We start from the raw sequence: 15,568 nt of genomic DNA on the forward strand, positions 1-15,568 counted from the left end.
GCGACCGTGTTCAGTCGTACCGCACGTGCACCCGGTGGATCCGTCCCTCGAAGGGGAACGGCGCCCGCTCGCGATAGTCCAGTGCGACCGGTGACCCCAGGCATGTCCCGATGTCCAGGCAGTCGTTCGCGGTGAACAGCAGCGGGGCGCTCACCGGCACCTGTCCGGACGCCACCGTGGTGCCGTCGACCGACACCATGATGTCCAGCGGTCCACCCGGCCGCGGCTCCGCGTAGCCGGTCTGCACCACGATCGTGTGCCGCCCCGCGGGCACCGGCGTCGCGGACCGGAGCTTCGTGCGCATCAGGATGAACAGGTTGTACTCGTAGCAGAGGTAGCCATCGTCCAGGTAGCAGGTCAGCCCGCCCGCGGCGGCACCCAGCGCGTACAGCACACCGCTGCCGGACTCCGGCAAGTCGACGTCGATGGTCACGGTGTTGTTCTTGTTGCCCAGCGCCGGCGCGCAGAACTCCGGCATCCGCACCATGTCCCCGGCGAACGTCCATTCGCGATAGGGCGGGGCGATGCGCAGTTCGGGGTGATAGACCGGCACCCACAGTCCCCCGCCGATCGGTAGGACGGCGTTGCGGGCGGCCTCGATGGCGAACAGCTCACGGAGCTGGGCCACCTTCTCCGGCTGTGCGGCGGCCAGGTCATGGGCCTGCGACCAGTCCTCGTCGAGGTTGTACAGCTCCCAGCGGTCCTGATCGGGGGTCCAGGTGGCGATGCCTTCGGGTGCGCCCGGTACCCAGGGCAACCGCGGCCCGCGGGCACAGGCCAGCCAGCCGTCGTCGTAGATGGCCCGGCTGCCCATGATCTCGAAATACTGGGTCTTCTTCCCGCCGGGTGCGGTGCGATCGGCAAGGGTGCGCGCGAAACTCGCCCCGGCGAGCGGTATCTGCTGCTCCCCCGCCACCGTGCGCGGCGGTTCGATGCCCAGTACCTCGTAGATGGTCGGCACCACATCGGTGCAGTGCAGGAACACATCCCGTGGGGTCGGGTCGGCGCTGATCTTCGCGGGCCAGCGCACCGCCATCGGATTGCGGGTGCCGCCCAGGTGTGAGGCCAGCAGCTTCATGCCCTTGTACGGTGTGCTGCCCGCCCACGCCCAGCCGGCGTGGTATTGGTTGTCCACCAGCGGCGAGCCGAGCACATCGAGCCCGCCGAGCGCATCGAGGGCGTCGATGTGCTGGCGCACGGTGGTGGGAATGCCGTTCTGCGCCAACAGTTCTGCGATGGTGCCGTTCTGCCCTTCGCCGGAGGATCCGTTGTCACCCCAGATGTAGAAGAACAAGGTGTTGTCGCCGTAGCCGAGGTCGTCCAGCTCATCGGCGATCCGGCCGACCTGGACGTCGACATGCTCGGCGTACCCGGCGGCCACCTCCATCAGGCGGCGCTGAAAGGGCTTCTCGTCCTCGGGGATATCGTCCCAGCCCGGCAGCGTCTCATCGCGTTCGGTCAGTTCGCAGTCCTGCGGGATCCAGCCCTTGTCCTTGGCGCGCGCGAAGACTCGCTCCCGGTAGGCATCCCAGCCATCGTCGAACTTTCCGGCGTACTTGTCCGCCCACTCCTTCATGATGTGGTGCGGCCCGTGCAGGCAGCCGCTGGCCCAGTACATGAGGAACGGTTTGTCGGCATTGAACGCCCGGTGCCTGCGTAGCCAGCCGATGGCGTCATCGGCGAGGTCCTCGGACAGGTGGTAGCCCTCTTCCGGGGTCTTCGGCGGGGAGACGACGGTGGTGTTGCGCACCAGATGTGGCTCGTATTGGGATGCCTCGCCGGCCAGGAAACCGTAGAAGTACTCGAAACCCAGTCCGGTGGGCCAGTTCTCGAACGGACCGGCTGCGGTGGTCTCCTCGGCGGGGGTGTTGTGCCACTTGCCGAACGCCGAGGTGGCGTAGCCGTACTGTTTGAGGACCTCGGCGACGGTGGCGGCCGAGCGCGGGATCTTGCCGGAGTAGCCGTCCCAGTCGTTGGCGAGTTCGGCGATCTGCCCGTTGCCGATCTCATGGTGGTTGCGACCGGTCAACAGCGAGGCGCGGGTGGGCGAGCACATGGCAGTGGTGTGAAACCGGTTGTAGGACACACCTTCTGCACAGATCCGGTCCAGCGTCGCCGTGTTGACCTCGCCGCCCAGCCCCGACGGCAGGCCGGGGCCCGCATCGTCGATCAGCACGATCACGATGTTCGGCGAATCCTTGTGCAGGCGACGCGGCACCTGCCGGGTCGCGTAGCTCGACTCGCCAAGGGTGCGACCGGCGACGCTGGCCGACGGCACGGGCGGGAACGGCAGCACGCCACCGTCGGGAAGTGTCGGAGCCACCACGGAATCGCTCATACCGGTCCTCTCAGCGCACTGAATGTCGCATAAGTGATACACCGCGGATGCCGACCGGGCGGGCCGGACGACGGCTCACGGCCGCGGGGTGACCTCGACGCTCGGCGGCAGCGCCGACGGCTCGGGACGCATCGAGCGCCGCACGATGGAGAACGTGACCGCCCCGACGGCCAGCACACCCACCCCGGCCGCGACGAGCACGATCGGGCGCGGGCGACGCTTCGAGCGTCGCGCCTCCTGAAAGGCCTGCGGCAGGTTGGAGATGACCTCCTGGGCCGCGGCGAGCTCGGTCGCCACGACCTCCTGGGCGGTCTCCAGTTCGTCGCGGAGCTTGCCGCTGCGGTACTGATCGCGCAGCCAACCCACCGAGGATCCGACGGTGCCTGCGGTGATGCCGACCGCTCCCCTGGTGATGTCATACGGGCCCACCGTCGAGTACTTCAGGCCACGGGCGAACCGCTCGCGGGGCGTCAACCGGGCGGTGGTCGTCTTCGCACTCATGAGCGCAAGCCTATTCGCGTGGGGCCGGGGGCGGTCGACGAACCGCGAATGGCAGACTGGATTCCGTGACGAGCCCCATTCAGACAGCGACCGCGACGCTGCACACCAACCGTGGCGACATCAAGATTGCCCTGTTCGGCAACCATGCCCCCAAGACGGTCTCAAACTTCACCGGCCTGTCCAACGGCACCAAGGACTACAGCACCGAGAACGCCTCCGGCAGCACGTCGGGCCCGTTCTACGACGGCGCGGTGTTCCACCGGGTCATCGACGGCTTCATGATCCAGGGCGGCGACCCGACCGGCACCGGCCGCGGTGGCCCGGGGTACCAGTTCGCCGACGAGTTCCATCCGGAACTGCAGTTCGACAAGCCCTACCTGCTGGCCATGGCCAACGCCGGACCGGGCACCAACGGTTCGCAGTTCTTCATCACCGTCGGCCCCACGCCGCACCTGAACCGTAAGCACACCATCTTCGGTGAGGTCGTCGATCCCGAATCTCAGAAGGTCGTCGACGCCATCGCCACCACGGCGGTCGATCGCAGTGACCGGCCCACCGAGGCGGTCGTGATCGAGTCCGTCACCATCTCCTGACGTAAACCCCTGAAACGCACGTTCGCCGGTTGCCGGTGAACGTGCGTTTTCTTTGGCCGTGGAGCGGCGTGTCCGGGGACAGACACGCACGCTCGCGGGTTCAGGGTGTGTAGCCGGCGGCGGTGAGCGCGTCGAGCACCTGTAACGGGTCGGTGCCCAGGTCCCACCGGGTGAACACATGGAGCCGGTCATCGGCCGTGTCGATCTCCAAGAGTCGCACCTTGCGTGCCAACCGGCGGAACTCGGTGATCCGGATCAGGGTGATGTCGGCCTTGGTCAGCACCCGGGTGCTCAGCCAGCCGCGAATCTCCAGGCCGGCGTCGGTGATTGCCAGTTTTGGACGTGCGCGCCATGAAGCTGTTGCAAACAGAATCAAACCCAGTGCGGCAACGCCCCCGAGGACACGTCCGGGCAGGTCTGTGACCACGGTCACAGCGACGGCGGCCATCACGAGACCGATGATGCCGATCCAGACGATGCCGGTCGTCTTCGGAGCCCAACTTGTTTGCTGAATCACGTCAGTACACCGTCTCACCGGGGGCTTTGAAGTTATCCACAGGCGCTATCCCCAATGGGGATGAATCACAACGGTGTGATTGGGTTACGGGCAGGTTGCGGCTCGGGGAACGCATGGAAGCAATTTTGAATTCAAACCGGGACGCGCGGGCGTCAGCGCCACCGCATGGTGAGCAACAGTCCGGTGATCATGAAAGCAAAGGCGATCGCGTAGTTCCACGGGCCGAGATCGGCCATCCAGCCCAGCCAGGTCGGGGCGTCCAAACCGGTCGCACCCAGCTGGAACACCAGCAACCACAGCAGGCCCAGCAACATCAGGCCCACGAACAGCACCACGAACCACACACTCGACGGGCCGGCCTTGACCTTGACCGGGGTCCGGCTCACCGGGTTGATGGTGAAGTCGTTCTTCTTACGGACTTTGGACTTGGGCATGGTTAACCTTTGAAGACGATGGAGAACGGCCGGGACTCGAACATGGATCAGAAACCTGAGCCTAACGCAGCCGCGCCCGCCGCCGGGAATTCCAACCGGCGACGCTCGCTCTGGCGATTCGGCGTTCCCGTCGTGTGCGTGTTCGCCGGTTTCCTGCTGTCCACCACCCATGGCGTCTCCGGCGGCGACGAGATCCGCCGCAGCGACTCCCCGCGGCTGGTGGACCTGGTGCGTGAAGCCAGTGCCAGCGTGGACCGTCTCGCTGCGCGGCGCGACGACATGGTGAACTCCCTCGATCACCGCCACGGTGGTTCCCCCGGCGCCGAGGCCGCCCTGGCCGCCATCACCCGCCGTTCGGACACCCTCGCCGAGCAGGCCGGGCTGGATCCGCTGCGCGGGCCTGGCCTGGTGATCACCCTGAACGACGCCCAGCGTGACGCCGATGGCCGATATCCCATCGACGCCGCCCCCGACGACCTGGTGGTGCATCAGCAGGACATCCAGGCGGTCCTGAACGCGCTGTGGAGTGCCGGTGCCGAGGGCGTCCAGATGCAGGATCAACGCATCGTCGCGACGTCGGCGCCGCTGTGCGTCGGGAACACCCTGCTGCTCAACGGGCGCACCTACAGCCCGCCGTATGTCATCACCGCCGTCGGCGACGTGCCGGCCATGCAGACCGCGCTGGCCGAGGCCCCGCTGGTGACCTTGTACAAGCAGTACGTGCTGCGGTTCGAACTCGGGTATTCCGAGGAGGTCCGCGAGCAGGTGGAGCTGGTGGGTCACAGCGCACCGGTGCGGATGCGCTACGCCAAGCCGCTCGGTCCACTCGGATATTGACGTGCGCAGGCCAGTAGCCTGATCGCATGCAGGTACTGGTCGTCGACAACTACGACAGCTTCGTGTTCAACCTGGTCCAGTACCTGGGTCAGCTCGGCGTGACCGCGCAGGTGTGGCGCAATGATGACGACCGGCTGTCGGATCCGGATGCGGTCGCCGCGCAGTTCGACGGCATCCTGCTCTCCCCCGGCCCCGGCACCCCGGAGCGGGCGGGCGCGTCGATCGCGCTGGTGCGGGCCTGCGCCAAGACGCGCACCCCGCTGCTCGGCGTGTGCCTGGGCCACCAGGCCATCGGGGTTGCCTTCGGCGGCACCGTGGACCGCGCCCCGGAACTGCTGCACGGTAAGACGAGCATCGTGCATCACACCGATGCCGGTGTGCTGCAAGGACTTCCGGAGCCCTTCACGGCGACCCGCTACCACTCGCTGACCATCCTGCCGGACACCCTGCCCGACGTGCTGGAAGCCACCGGCCGCACCGACAGCGGCGTCATCATGGCGGTCCGGCATACCGAGTTGCCGATCCACGGCGTGCAGTTCCACCCCGAATCGATCCTCACCGAGGGCGGTCACCGGATGCTGGCGAACTGGCTCGGCTACTGCGGGGCCGCACCCGATGAGGGCCTGGTCCGCACGCTGGAGACCGAAGTGGCCGATACCGTCCGCGCGGCCACCGCCCGGACCTGAGTCCCGACGCAATGTCACTCTGAGAGCGGCGCCACGAAGATATATCCATGGCGGCGCTGTCAGCGTGACATTGCGGGGCTGCTAGGACGCGAAATTGATCGTGATCGAGTCCCGGTAGCCCACCCCGGCGCCCGGGGCCGGACTCTGGGTCACCACCGCGTTGGTTCGCTGGCCACTGTTGTCGACGTTGGCGCCCTTGATGAGCACCCCGGTCCACCCCAGTGCGCGCAGATTCGGCTCGGCGTCCACCCAGAACTGGCCGGACAGGTTGGGCATCACGAACTGGTTGCCGCGCGACACCTGCATCTGCACCACGGCATCCTTGGGGGCAGGCTGACCGGCGGGTGGATTCAGGCCCACGACCTGGCCGGCCGGTGCGGTGTCATCCACCTCGACGGGGACCGAATTCGGGAAGCCGGAGGCCTCCAGGATCTGCCGGCAGGTGTCGACGGACTGCCCCACGCAATCGGGAACCACCACGCTGCCGGGACCGGTCCCGACGATGACGGTGATGACGTTGGTGATGGCCGAGGTCGCGTTGGCCGGCGGGTTGGTGCCCAGCACCTTGCCCTTGAGCTCCGGTGTGGACTCCGATTCCGAGGGCTGCACCCGGCCGAAACCGGCGTCGAGCAGCTTGCGGGTCGCCTCGGCCAGCGAGAGTCCGCGCACGTCGGGCACCGCGCGCTGTTCCGGGCCGCCGGAGACGTTGATGGTGATCTCCTCGCCGGCGGCGACCGCGGTGTCGGCGGCCGGGTCGGTGCTGATCACGCGGCCCGGGGCAACGGTGTTGTCCGTCTGCAACGAGGTGCGGGTGGCGAACCCGCGGTTCTGCAGGGCGGCGATGGCATCCGCGGAGAGCTGCCCGGTCACATCGGGGACCTGCACATCGCGCGGACTGCCGCCCAACGTGTTGATGGCGATGGTCACCACGACGGTCAGCACGGCCAGCACGGCCACGGCGATGAGCCAGCGTCCGATCGAACCGTTGCCCGAGGACTGGGCGTAGCCGGTGGCCGGGATGTGCTCGGTGGGCAGCGCGCGGGCATGCGGACCGGTGCTGGTCAAGATGTTGGTGCGCTCGGCATCGGTGAAGATCTTCGGCGCCTCGGGCGCCTCGCCGCTGTGCACCCGGATCAGGTCGGTGCGCATCTCGGCGGCGCTCTGGTACCGGTTCTCCGGGTTCTTCGACAGTGCCTTGAGCACCACGGCGTCCAGGCCGGGGGACAGGCCGGCGTGCCGGGTCGACGGCGGCACCGGGTCCTCGCGGACGTGCTGGTAGGCCACCGCGACGGGGGAGTCACCGACGAAAGGTGGTTCGCCGGTGAGGATTTCGTAGAGGACGCAGCCCAGCGAGTACACGTCGGAGCGGGCGTCGACGGACTCGCCGCGGGCCTGTTCGGGGGACAGGTACTGCGCGGTGCCGATGACGGCCGCGGTCTGGGTGACGCTGTTGCCGCTGTCGGCCAACGCACGGGCGATCCCGAAGTCCATCACCTTCACCGCGCCGGCCTTGCTGATCATGATGTTGGCCGGCTTGACGTCGCGGTGGATGATGCCGTGCTGGTGGCTGAAGTTCAGTGCCTGGCAGGCGTCGGCGATGATCTCGATGGCCCGCTTGGGCTCCATCGGGCCCTCGGTGTGCACGATGTCGCGCAGCGTCACACCGTCCACGTACTCCATCACGATGTAGGGCAGCGGCCCGTTGGGGGTATCGGCCTCGCCGGTGTCGTAGACGGCAACGATGGCCGGGTGATTCAGCGCCGCGGCGTTCTGCGCCTCGCGCCGGAAGCGGAGATAGAAGCTCGGATCGCGGGCCAGATCGGCACGCAGCACCTTGACCGCGACGTCACGGTGGAGCCGGACGTCGCGGGCGATGTGGACCTCCGACATCCCGCCGAAGCCGAGGATCTCGCCGAGTTCGTACCGGTCCGACAGGTGCTGGGGGGTGGTCATGGCGTCTCACTCGGGGGCGGCTCGGGCGGCACGCCGATCACGGTGGTGCTGGTGGACGTTTCCTGCTGGACAGGACGGTCGCGCTTGTCCTGCGCGTTGACGACGATCAGCACGGCGATGATGATCGCCAGCGCACCGAGCACCCCGGCGGCCCACAGCAGGGCGCGCTGTCCGGGTGAGAACGTCCGGCGCGGGGGCGGCGGACGGTGGTTCCCGGTGGTCGCCCGCGGGCGCGATGCCGTCGGCGGGGGCCGGTACTCTGCGGCCGCTGCGGCGCGGGCCTGGGTGACCGAGGGGATGGCCGCCGGGGCGGCCCGACCGATCGTCGGAGCGGAGTTCGGCCGCGGTGGCCGGCGGCCGGCGCGGACTGCGGCGACGGCGTCGGAGAACGGGCCCCCCGACCGGTAGCGGTGGTTGGGCTCCTTGGCCAGCGTGATCTCGATGAGCTCACGCACGTTGGGCGGCAGATCCGGCGGTAGCGGCGGCGGGGTCTCCTTGATGTGCTTCATCGCCACGGTCAGGGCGCCGTCGCCGGTGAACGGCCGCTTGCCCGACACGGATTCGTAGCCGACGACGCCCAGCGAGTACACATCGGAGGCGGCGGTGGCGTCGCGGCCGAGGGCCTGTTCGGGAGCGATGTACTGCGCGGTGCCCATCACCATGCCGGTCTGGGTGACCGGTGCGGCGTCCACGGCCTTGGCGATACCGAAGTCGGTGAGCTTCACCTGGCCGGTCGGGGTGATCAGGATGTTTCCGGGTTTGACGTCGCGGTGCACCAGGCCGGCGGTGTGCGCGACCTGCAGGGCGCGGCCGGTCTGCTCCAGCATGTCCAACGCGTGGCGCAGCGACAGCCGTCCGGTGCGCTTGATGACGGAGTTCAGCGGTTCGCCGTTGACCAGTTCCATCACCAGGTAGGCGGTGCGGCCCTCGCCGGCTTCGATCTCGGTCTCGCCGTAGTCGTAGACGCTGGCGATGCCGGGGTGATTGAGCATGGCGACGGTGCGCGCCTCGGCACGGAACCGCTCCACGAACTCGGAGTCCTCGGAGAACTCGGCCTTGAGAACCTTGATCGCGACCTGGCGGCCGAGGCGGGTGTCGAGTCCTTCCCACACCTGCCCCATCCCGCCGGTGGCGATGAGACGCTGCAGCCGGTAGCGGCCCGACAGCGTTACTCCCACCCGGGCCGTCATGATGCCTCCCGGAGTGCGGCGGCGATGGTGGCCCGCCCGATCGGGGCGGCCACTGCGCCGCCGGTGGCGGACAATCGGTCTCCGCCATTCTCCACGAGTACCGCGATGGCCACCTTCGGGGCTTGCGCCGGGGCGAACGCGATGTACCAGGCGTGGGGCGGGGTGTTGCGGGGATCCGTGCCGTGCTCGGCGGTGCCCGTTTTGGATGCGATCTGCACGCCGGCGATGGCTCCCTTCTGCTGCGTCACCTGCTCGGCGCCGACCATCAGATCGGTAAGTGTAGCTGCGACCTGCGGTGACACCGCGCGTCGCTGCTCGGTGGGGGCAGTGGTGGCGATATTGGACAGGTCCGGTCCTTTGAGGGTATCGACCAGATAGGGCGTCATGGTGACGCCGTCGTTGGCGATGGTCGCCGCCACCATGGCGTTCTGCAGCGGGGTCACCGCGACATCGCGCTGCCCGATGCTGGACATGCCCAGCGCCGCGCCGTCGCTGATCGGGCCGACGGTGGACTCGGCGACCTGCAGCGGGATGGGCGCCGGCGGCGAATCCAGTCCGAACGCCGCAGCGGTGGACTTCAGCTTGTCAGCGCCGGTGTCGAGCCCGAGCTCGACGAAGGCGGTGTTGCAGGACCGGGCGAAGGCCTCGCGCAGCGATGCGGTCGGCCCGCCGCCGCAGGCCGAGCCGCCATAGTTCTCCAGCGTCGCGGTGCTGTCGGGCAGCGGGATGCGCGCGGCCGAGGTCAGCTGGGTGTCCGGGGTGCTGCCGGACTGCAGTGCGGCGGCGGTGGTGATGACCTTGAACGTGGAGCCCGGCGGGTAGGTCTCGGCGATCGCGCGGTTGACCAGCGGCGCGTTCGGGTCGTCGCGCAGCTGGTCCCAGGTGGCGGTCTGCACGGCGCCGTCGTGGCTGGCCAGCTTGTTCGGGTCATAGGACGGCGAGGACACCATCGCCAGGATCTTGCCGGTGGCGGGCTCGAGCGCCACCACGGCGCCCTTGCAGGGTCCGTCGCAGCCCTCGGCCATCGCGTCCCAGGCGGCTTCTTGCACGTCGGGGCGCACCGTGGTGTCCACGGTGCCGCCGCGCGGGTCCCGGCCGGTGAAGAAATCGGCCAATCGCTTGCCGAAGAGCCGCTCGTCGGAGCCGTTGAGCACGGGGTCCTCGGCCCGCTCGAGGCCGCTGCTGGAGTAGCCCAGCGAGTAGAACCCGGTGACCGGGGCGTAGGTCTGCGGGTTGGGGTAGACGCGCAGGAAACGGAACCGGCCGTCGGTGGACACCGAGTAGGCCAGCAGTTGGCCGCCCGCGGTGATCTGGCCGCGCTGACGCGAATACTCGTCGAGCAGCACCCGCTGGTTGCGTGGGTCGGCGCGGTACCCGTCGGCGGTGAACACCTGGGTGAGGGTGGCGTTGGCCAGCAGCAGGACCACAAGTGCCATGAAGACGACCGAGAGCCGGCGCAGCGAGTCGTTCATACGCGGCCGATCACTTCGGTGGAGGCGGCGGCGATCGGCGCCGGGTTGGGTGCCCGGGCGGTGTCGATCGGTCGGCGGGCCGCGTGCGAGATGCGCACCAGGATGGCCAGCAGCACGTAGTTGGCCAGCAGCGACGAGCCGCCATAGGACATCCACGGCGTGGTGAGCCCGGTGAGCGGGATCAGCTTGGTGACACCGCCGACGACGATGAACAGCTGGATGGCCAGCGTGGAGGCCAACCCGGCTGCCAGCAGCTTGCCGAAGCTGTCCCGGACCGCGAGCGCGGTGCGCAGGCCCCGGATGATCAGGATCGTGTAGAGCATGAGAACGCCTGCGAGACCGACCAATCCGAGTTCCTCGCCGATGGCGGCGATGATGAAGTCGGTGGAAGCCGCGGGTACGGTGCCCGGTTGGCCGTTGCCGAGGCCGGTGCCGAAAATGCCACCGGTGGCGAAGCTGAACAGCGATTGCACCATCTGGTAGCCGGCGCCGTCGGGATCGGCGAACGGGTCCAGCCAGTTCTGCACCCGTACCCGGACATGTCCGAACAGCTGATAGGCCACCACGCTGCCCGCGGCGAACAAGGCCAGCCCGATGACCACCCAGGACAGCCGATCGGTGGCCACGTACAGCAGCACCAGGAACGACCCGTAGAGCAGAAGTGAAGTGCCCAAGTCCTTTTCGAACACCATCACACCGACCGAGGCGATCCAGGCCACCAGCAGCGGGGCCAGATCACGCGGGCGCGGCAGGTCGACACCGAGGACGTGCTTGCCGGCGTTGGTGAACAGTTCGCGCTTGGACACCAGCACCGCGGCGAAGAAGATCAGCAGCAGGATCTTGGAGAACTCGGCGGGCTGGATGGAGAAGCCCTCGAAGCGGATCCAGATCTTGGCGCCGTTCTGCTCGGAGAACCGGGCCGGCAGCAGAGCCGGAATGACAAGCAGCACAAAGCCGATCAGTCCGCAGGTGTAGCCGTAGCGGGCCAGCATCCGATGGTCGCGCAGCAGCGCCAGGACGGCGCAGAAGGCCGACACGCCGACCAGCGTCCACAGCATCTGCTGGTCGGCGTTGCCGCCGACGTTGTCCAGGCTCAGCTCGCGTTGGGCGAGGTCGAGGCGGTGGATCATGACCAGCCCCAAGCCGTTGAGCAGTGCCACCACCGGCAGCAGCAGCGGATCGGCGTAGGGCGCGTAGCGGCGGATCGCCAGGTGGGCGGCCCCGAACAGCGCGAGGTAGCCCAGGGTGTACTGGGCCAGGTCCCAGTCCAGGCCCTGCTCCTGATTGGCCTCCACGATGAGCAACGCCACGGTGGTGATCACCGCGGCGAAAATCAGCAGGGCCAGTTCGGAATTGCGCCGATTGGGCAGGGGAGGGGTGACCGAGACCGGTGACTGTGGCTGGGTCGACGAGGTCATGACGCCGTCCGGCAGTTGGTGCCCGGCTCCGGCGGTGGTGGGGGCAGAGCCGTAACGGTCGGGGAGGGGCTGGGACGCGGCGGCGGCGCGGTGGCGGTGGCGGTGGCGGTGGTCGGGGTCGCCGGCGCGGGTGTGGCGGGCGCAGGCGCAGCCGATGTCGCGGGCGGCGGGGTGGCCGGGCGCGGGGTGCCCGAGGCGGGCGGCGGGGGAGTTGTGGCAGGCGGCCGGGTGGGGCTCGGGGTGGTGGTGGTCGGCGTCCGGGTCGGCAGCGCGCAGATGGGCAGCAGCGACGTCCGGGACAGTTCGTTGATCTGGCGGATCGCGTCATCGAGCGAACCGGAGGGCAGGCCGGCGGCGACCTGGGCGCGCTCGGACTCGCGGATGTCCTGCAGGCGCAGCACCTGGCAGTCCAGCGGCTCCTTGGACTGGTTGAAGCTGATCAGCGACAACTCGTTTCGGGCATTCAGGCAGCCGACCAGAAAGGGCTCCTGCAGGGAAAGACCCAGAAACGAGGTCTGCACACCGCGCATGATCGCCACGGTGTCGTCCTGCTCGCTGACGTAGTAGTTGTTGCGAATGATCTCGCGGGCGATGGTCAGCCCCGCCACCACCACCAGCAGGACCACCACTGCGGCGATCAGCATCCGGCGTTTGGAGCGGGGCGGTCGTTGCTCCTCGGGTTGTGTGACAACCCTTTTGGGCTGGTTACGTTTCGGGTTGAACGCCGAGGCGCGGCCCGCGGCGGTATTCGGCGGGATGGTGTCGTCATCCACACCGGAGACGGCTCCGGCCAGGATCGGCTGGGTCTGGCCGTAGTCGTAGTCCACGACGTCGGCGACCACCACGGTGACGTTGTCGGGGCCACCGCCGCGTAGCGCGAGTTCGATCAACCGGTCGGCGGCGTCGACCACATCGGGGATCTGCAGTGCCTCGGCGATGGTGTCGTGGCTGACCGGGTCGGACAGACCGTCCGAACAGAGCAGGTAGCGATCGCCGACCTTGGCCTCGCGCATGATCAGCGCCGGCTCGACCTCGTGCCCGGTCAGGGCCTTCATGATCAGCGAGCGCTGCGGGTGGCTGTGCGCCTCCTCGGCGGTGATGCGACCCTCGTCGACCAGGGTTTGGACGAAGGTGTCGTCCTTGGTGATCTGGGTCAGCTCACCGTCGCGCATGAGGTAGCCGCGGGAGTCGCCGATGTGCACCAGCCCGAGCCGGCCACCGGTGAACAGGATGGCGGTCAACGTGGTGCCCATGCCCTCGAGCTCGGGGTCGGCCTCCACGTGGGCGGCGATGGCCGAGTTGCCCTCGTGTACCGCCACATTGAGCTTGTTGAGCAGGTCCCCGCCGGGCTCGTCGTCATCGAGATGGGCGAGCGCGGCGATGACCAGTTGGGAGGCCACCTCACCGGCGGCGTGGCCGCCCATACCGTCGGCCAGAGCCAGCAGCCGGGCACCGGCGTAGACCGAGTCCTCGTTGTTGGCGCGCACCAGACCCCGGTCGCTGCGTGCTGCATATCTGAGCACCAGTGTCACGGGCGCAACTCGATCACTGTCTTGCCGATTCGTACCGGCGTTCCCATCGGAACCCTTACCGCCGTAGTCACCTTCGCCCTGTCAAGGTATGTGCCGTTGGTCGATCCTAGGTCCTCCACGTACCATTCCGACCCCCGCGGTGACAGCCTGGCGTGCCGTGTCGACGCGTAATCGTCGGTGAGCACCAGGGTCGAGTCATCGGCACGGCCCATCAGCACCGGCTGGCTGCCCAGCGTGATGCGGGTACCGGCCAGCGCGCCTTCGGTGACCACCAGATGCCGGGCGATGTGCCGGCGTTCGCCCTTGGGCAGCAGCGAGCCGCGCAGCGCCAGTCCGCGGCGCACCATGACGGCACCGGTGGGGGCATAGATATCGGTGCGCAGGATGCGCAGCACCGACCAGATGAACAGCCACAGCAGCAGCAGGAATCCGACGCGCGTCAGCTGCAGTACTAGCCCCTGCATCCGACGTCCTCTCCGTCCCGGTTCCGTGCGAGTTCCGCCGTCACGATACTGGGAGGCGTAAAGGGCCGTTGCTGATCGGCGCTCAGTGGACCCGGACGATGATCTCGGAGTGGCCCAGCCGGATCACGTCACCGTCGGCGAGCTGCCACTCCTGCACCGGCGCATTGTTGACCGTGGTGCCGTTGGTGGAGTTCAGATCCGAGAGCAGCGCGACCTGGCCGTCCCAGCGGATCTCCAGGTGACGGCGGGACACACCGGTGTCGGGCAGCCGGAACTGGGCGTCCTGGCCGCGGCCGATCACGTTGGCGCCTTCACGCAGCTGGTAGGTGCGGCCACTGCCGTCGTCGAGCTGCAGGGTCACGGCCGCCGCGGCGCCGTAGCCGGCGCCGTACCCGGCGGGTGCTGCAGGCTGGGCACCGTAGTCGTATCCGGCGGGCTCGCCGTAACCCTGATCGGGGTACCCGCCCTGGGCGGGGGGCTCGCCGTAGCGGCCGTAATCGGGTGCTGCCGGTGCCGGCGGTGCCGCGTAGTCGGCGCGACCGTACTGCTGGCCGCCGTAGCCGCCCTGATCGGGGTAGCCGCCCTGGTCCGGGTAGCCGCCCTGATCGGGGTAACCGGGAGCCGGCGGTGCGGGCGGACGGCCGTAGCCCTCGTCCTGGCGCGCCGGGGGGCGGCCGTAGTCGTAGTCGCCGTATCCCGGCGGCGGCGCTGCCGGCGGCTGGCCATATCCGGCCGGCGGCGGCTGCTGGCGGTAGCCCTGGTCCGGGTACCCGGCCGGCGGCTGGCCGTATCCGGCGGGCGGGCGCTGCTCACCGGCGGGCGGGCGCTGATCGTAGGACGGCGGCGGGTAGCCCTGGTCCGGGTAACCGCCCTGCTCGGGGTATCCAGCGGGGGGACGCGGCTGGTAGGCGCCCTGGTCGGGGTAGCCACCCTGCTCCTGCGGGTAGCCGCCGCGGGCCTCTTCAGGCTGGCGGTACCGGTCGTCGTACTGGTCGTCGCCGGGCCGACCCTGTCCCTGGCCGCGGTAGCTCGGGTTGTCGGTCATCGCTGGTGCTCCTGGTTCTGCGGTGGACGCGCGGTCTCGTTCTGCTGGTGCGGGTTCGTGGGTGGTCGAGTCTGGGTTGACCGCTCCACGGGCGCGGAACTGTCCGGTGTGCAGGCTCGGCGATGGCTCAAACCTGACGACCACATCACCATACGTTTGCCATCCCTGGTCATGGATGAAACCCTCCAGGTGACGGGCAAATGTGGTCGATGTCCGGTCGGGGTCGGCGCTCACCTTCTGGTAATCAGCCTCACTGAGGGTAATGACGTAATCGTTGGGGGCCAAAATACGGCCGCCGGCGACGGCGCGAGATCGGGCCTCGGCCTCGCGGCGCAACAGCGCCTCGACCTCCTGCGGGACGATCGACCCGCCGAAGACCCGGGCAAAGGCGTCACCGACGGTCGATTCGAGGCGTCGCTCGATACGGTCTGCCAGACCCATCTCACCGCCTCGTTCATTAGTCGTGCTGTTGTCGGTCCCCGCGCCGCGTGTCGCTCTGGCCACACTGCTCACACGCATGTTATCGGCCCATCACGCGATTGCGTGACCAACAGATCTCTGAGAATCGGATCACGCCAGGTCAGCGGG

At 68.6% G+C, this 15,568-nt stretch carries 14 protein-coding genes; 3 read left to right on the plus strand and 11 right to left on the minus strand.

Features of this window, described 5'->3' with window-relative positions:
- Nucleotides 1-10 precede the first annotated feature (10 nt).
- The gene (locus tag C6A86_RS00055) at nucleotides 11-2,338 is read right to left on the minus strand and encodes an arylsulfatase (protein ID WP_105362616.1); all 2,328 of its coding nucleotides are present in this window, start codon (nucleotides 2,336-2,338) and stop codon (nucleotides 11-13) included.
- A 75-nt stretch (nucleotides 2,339-2,413) separates the two neighbouring features.
- On the minus strand, nucleotides 2,414-2,839 hold the full coding sequence (gene cwsA / locus C6A86_RS00060) for a cell wall synthesis protein CwsA (RefSeq protein ID WP_105362615.1): 426 nt from the start codon (nucleotides 2,837-2,839) through the stop codon (nucleotides 2,414-2,416).
- 56 nt (nucleotides 2,840-2,895) lie between these two features.
- On the opposite strand from cwsA, the gene C6A86_RS00065 reads away from it, so the two are divergent.
- Nucleotides 2,896-3,432 (plus strand): peptidylprolyl isomerase, encoded by a 537-nt coding sequence (locus C6A86_RS00065; RefSeq protein WP_199196130.1) that lies wholly within the window; start codon nucleotides 2,896-2,898, stop codon nucleotides 3,430-3,432.
- A 100-nt stretch (nucleotides 3,433-3,532) separates the two neighbouring features.
- On the opposite strand, the gene C6A86_RS00070 is transcribed toward C6A86_RS00065, so the two are convergent.
- Both C6A86_RS00070 and crgA read right to left on the minus strand, forming a co-directional pair.
- On the minus strand, nucleotides 3,533-3,946 hold the full coding sequence (locus tag C6A86_RS00070; RefSeq protein ID WP_105362620.1) for a PH domain-containing protein: 414 nt from the start codon (nucleotides 3,944-3,946) through the stop codon (nucleotides 3,533-3,535).
- A gap of 155 nt (nucleotides 3,947-4,101) precedes the next feature.
- A complete protein-coding gene (gene crgA, locus C6A86_RS00075) occupies nucleotides 4,102-4,383 on the minus strand; it encodes a cell division protein CrgA (protein ID WP_105362613.1) in 282 nt (93 codons plus the stop codon).
- Between the two features lie 42 nt (nucleotides 4,384-4,425).
- Between crgA and C6A86_RS00080 the strand changes: the two genes are divergently transcribed.
- Together C6A86_RS00080 and C6A86_RS00085 are read left to right on the plus strand one after the other, a co-directional pair.
- Nucleotides 4,426-5,220 carry a DUF881 domain-containing protein gene (locus C6A86_RS00080; RefSeq protein WP_105362619.1) on the plus strand — a complete coding sequence of 265 codons (795 nt, stop codon included), beginning with the start codon at nucleotides 4,426-4,428 and terminating at the stop codon, nucleotides 5,218-5,220.
- A 26-nt stretch (nucleotides 5,221-5,246) separates the two neighbouring features.
- A complete protein-coding gene (locus tag C6A86_RS00085; protein ID WP_105362612.1) occupies nucleotides 5,247-5,906 on the plus strand; it encodes an aminodeoxychorismate/anthranilate synthase component II in 660 nt (219 codons plus the stop codon).
- An 81-nt stretch (nucleotides 5,907-5,987) separates the two neighbouring features.
- Here C6A86_RS00085 and pknB read toward each other — a convergent pair whose 3' ends face one another.
- The 7 genes from pknB to C6A86_RS00120 form a co-directional block, all read right to left on the minus strand.
- Nucleotides 5,988-7,859, minus strand: coding sequence for a Stk1 family PASTA domain-containing Ser/Thr kinase (gene pknB / locus C6A86_RS00090; protein WP_105362611.1), 1,872 nt, complete (start codon nucleotides 7,857-7,859; stop codon nucleotides 5,988-5,990).
- Complete coding sequence (locus C6A86_RS00095) at nucleotides 7,856-9,049, minus strand: protein kinase domain-containing protein (RefSeq protein ID WP_105362610.1); 1,194 nt, start codon at nucleotides 9,047-9,049, stop codon at nucleotides 7,856-7,858. The genes pknB and C6A86_RS00095 overlap by 4 nt, the downstream gene beginning before the upstream one ends.
- Entirely contained in the window at nucleotides 9,046-10,521 is a 1,476-nt protein-coding gene (pbpA, locus tag C6A86_RS00100; RefSeq protein WP_168142507.1) for a D,D-transpeptidase PbpA, read from the minus strand. Before pbpA ends, C6A86_RS00095 begins: the two co-directional genes overlap by 4 nt.
- Nucleotides 10,518-11,939 carry an FtsW/RodA/SpoVE family cell cycle protein gene (locus tag C6A86_RS00105; RefSeq protein WP_105361420.1) on the minus strand — a complete coding sequence of 474 codons (1,422 nt, stop codon included), beginning with the start codon at nucleotides 11,937-11,939 and terminating at the stop codon, nucleotides 10,518-10,520. Before C6A86_RS00105 ends, pbpA begins: the two co-directional genes overlap by 4 nt.
- Nucleotides 11,936-13,471, minus strand: coding sequence for a protein phosphatase 2C domain-containing protein (locus tag C6A86_RS00110; protein WP_311100980.1), 1,536 nt, complete (start codon nucleotides 13,469-13,471; stop codon nucleotides 11,936-11,938). The genes C6A86_RS00105 and C6A86_RS00110 overlap by 4 nt, the downstream gene beginning before the upstream one ends.
- Nucleotides 13,468-13,935 carry an FHA domain-containing protein gene (locus C6A86_RS00115; RefSeq protein ID WP_067990749.1) on the minus strand — a complete coding sequence of 156 codons (468 nt, stop codon included), beginning with the start codon at nucleotides 13,933-13,935 and terminating at the stop codon, nucleotides 13,468-13,470. The genes C6A86_RS00110 and C6A86_RS00115 overlap by 4 nt, the downstream gene beginning before the upstream one ends.
- Before the next feature lie 82 nt (nucleotides 13,936-14,017).
- Nucleotides 14,018-15,421 (minus strand): FhaA domain-containing protein, encoded by a 1,404-nt coding sequence (locus C6A86_RS00120; protein WP_105364720.1) that lies wholly within the window; start codon nucleotides 15,419-15,421, stop codon nucleotides 14,018-14,020.
- Nucleotides 15,422-15,568 lie beyond the last annotated feature (147 nt).

Origin of the sequence: Mycobacterium sp. ITM-2016-00316 (assembly GCF_002968335.2) — a bacterium.
Taxonomy (GTDB): domain Bacteria; phylum Actinomycetota; class Actinomycetes; order Mycobacteriales; family Mycobacteriaceae; genus Mycobacterium.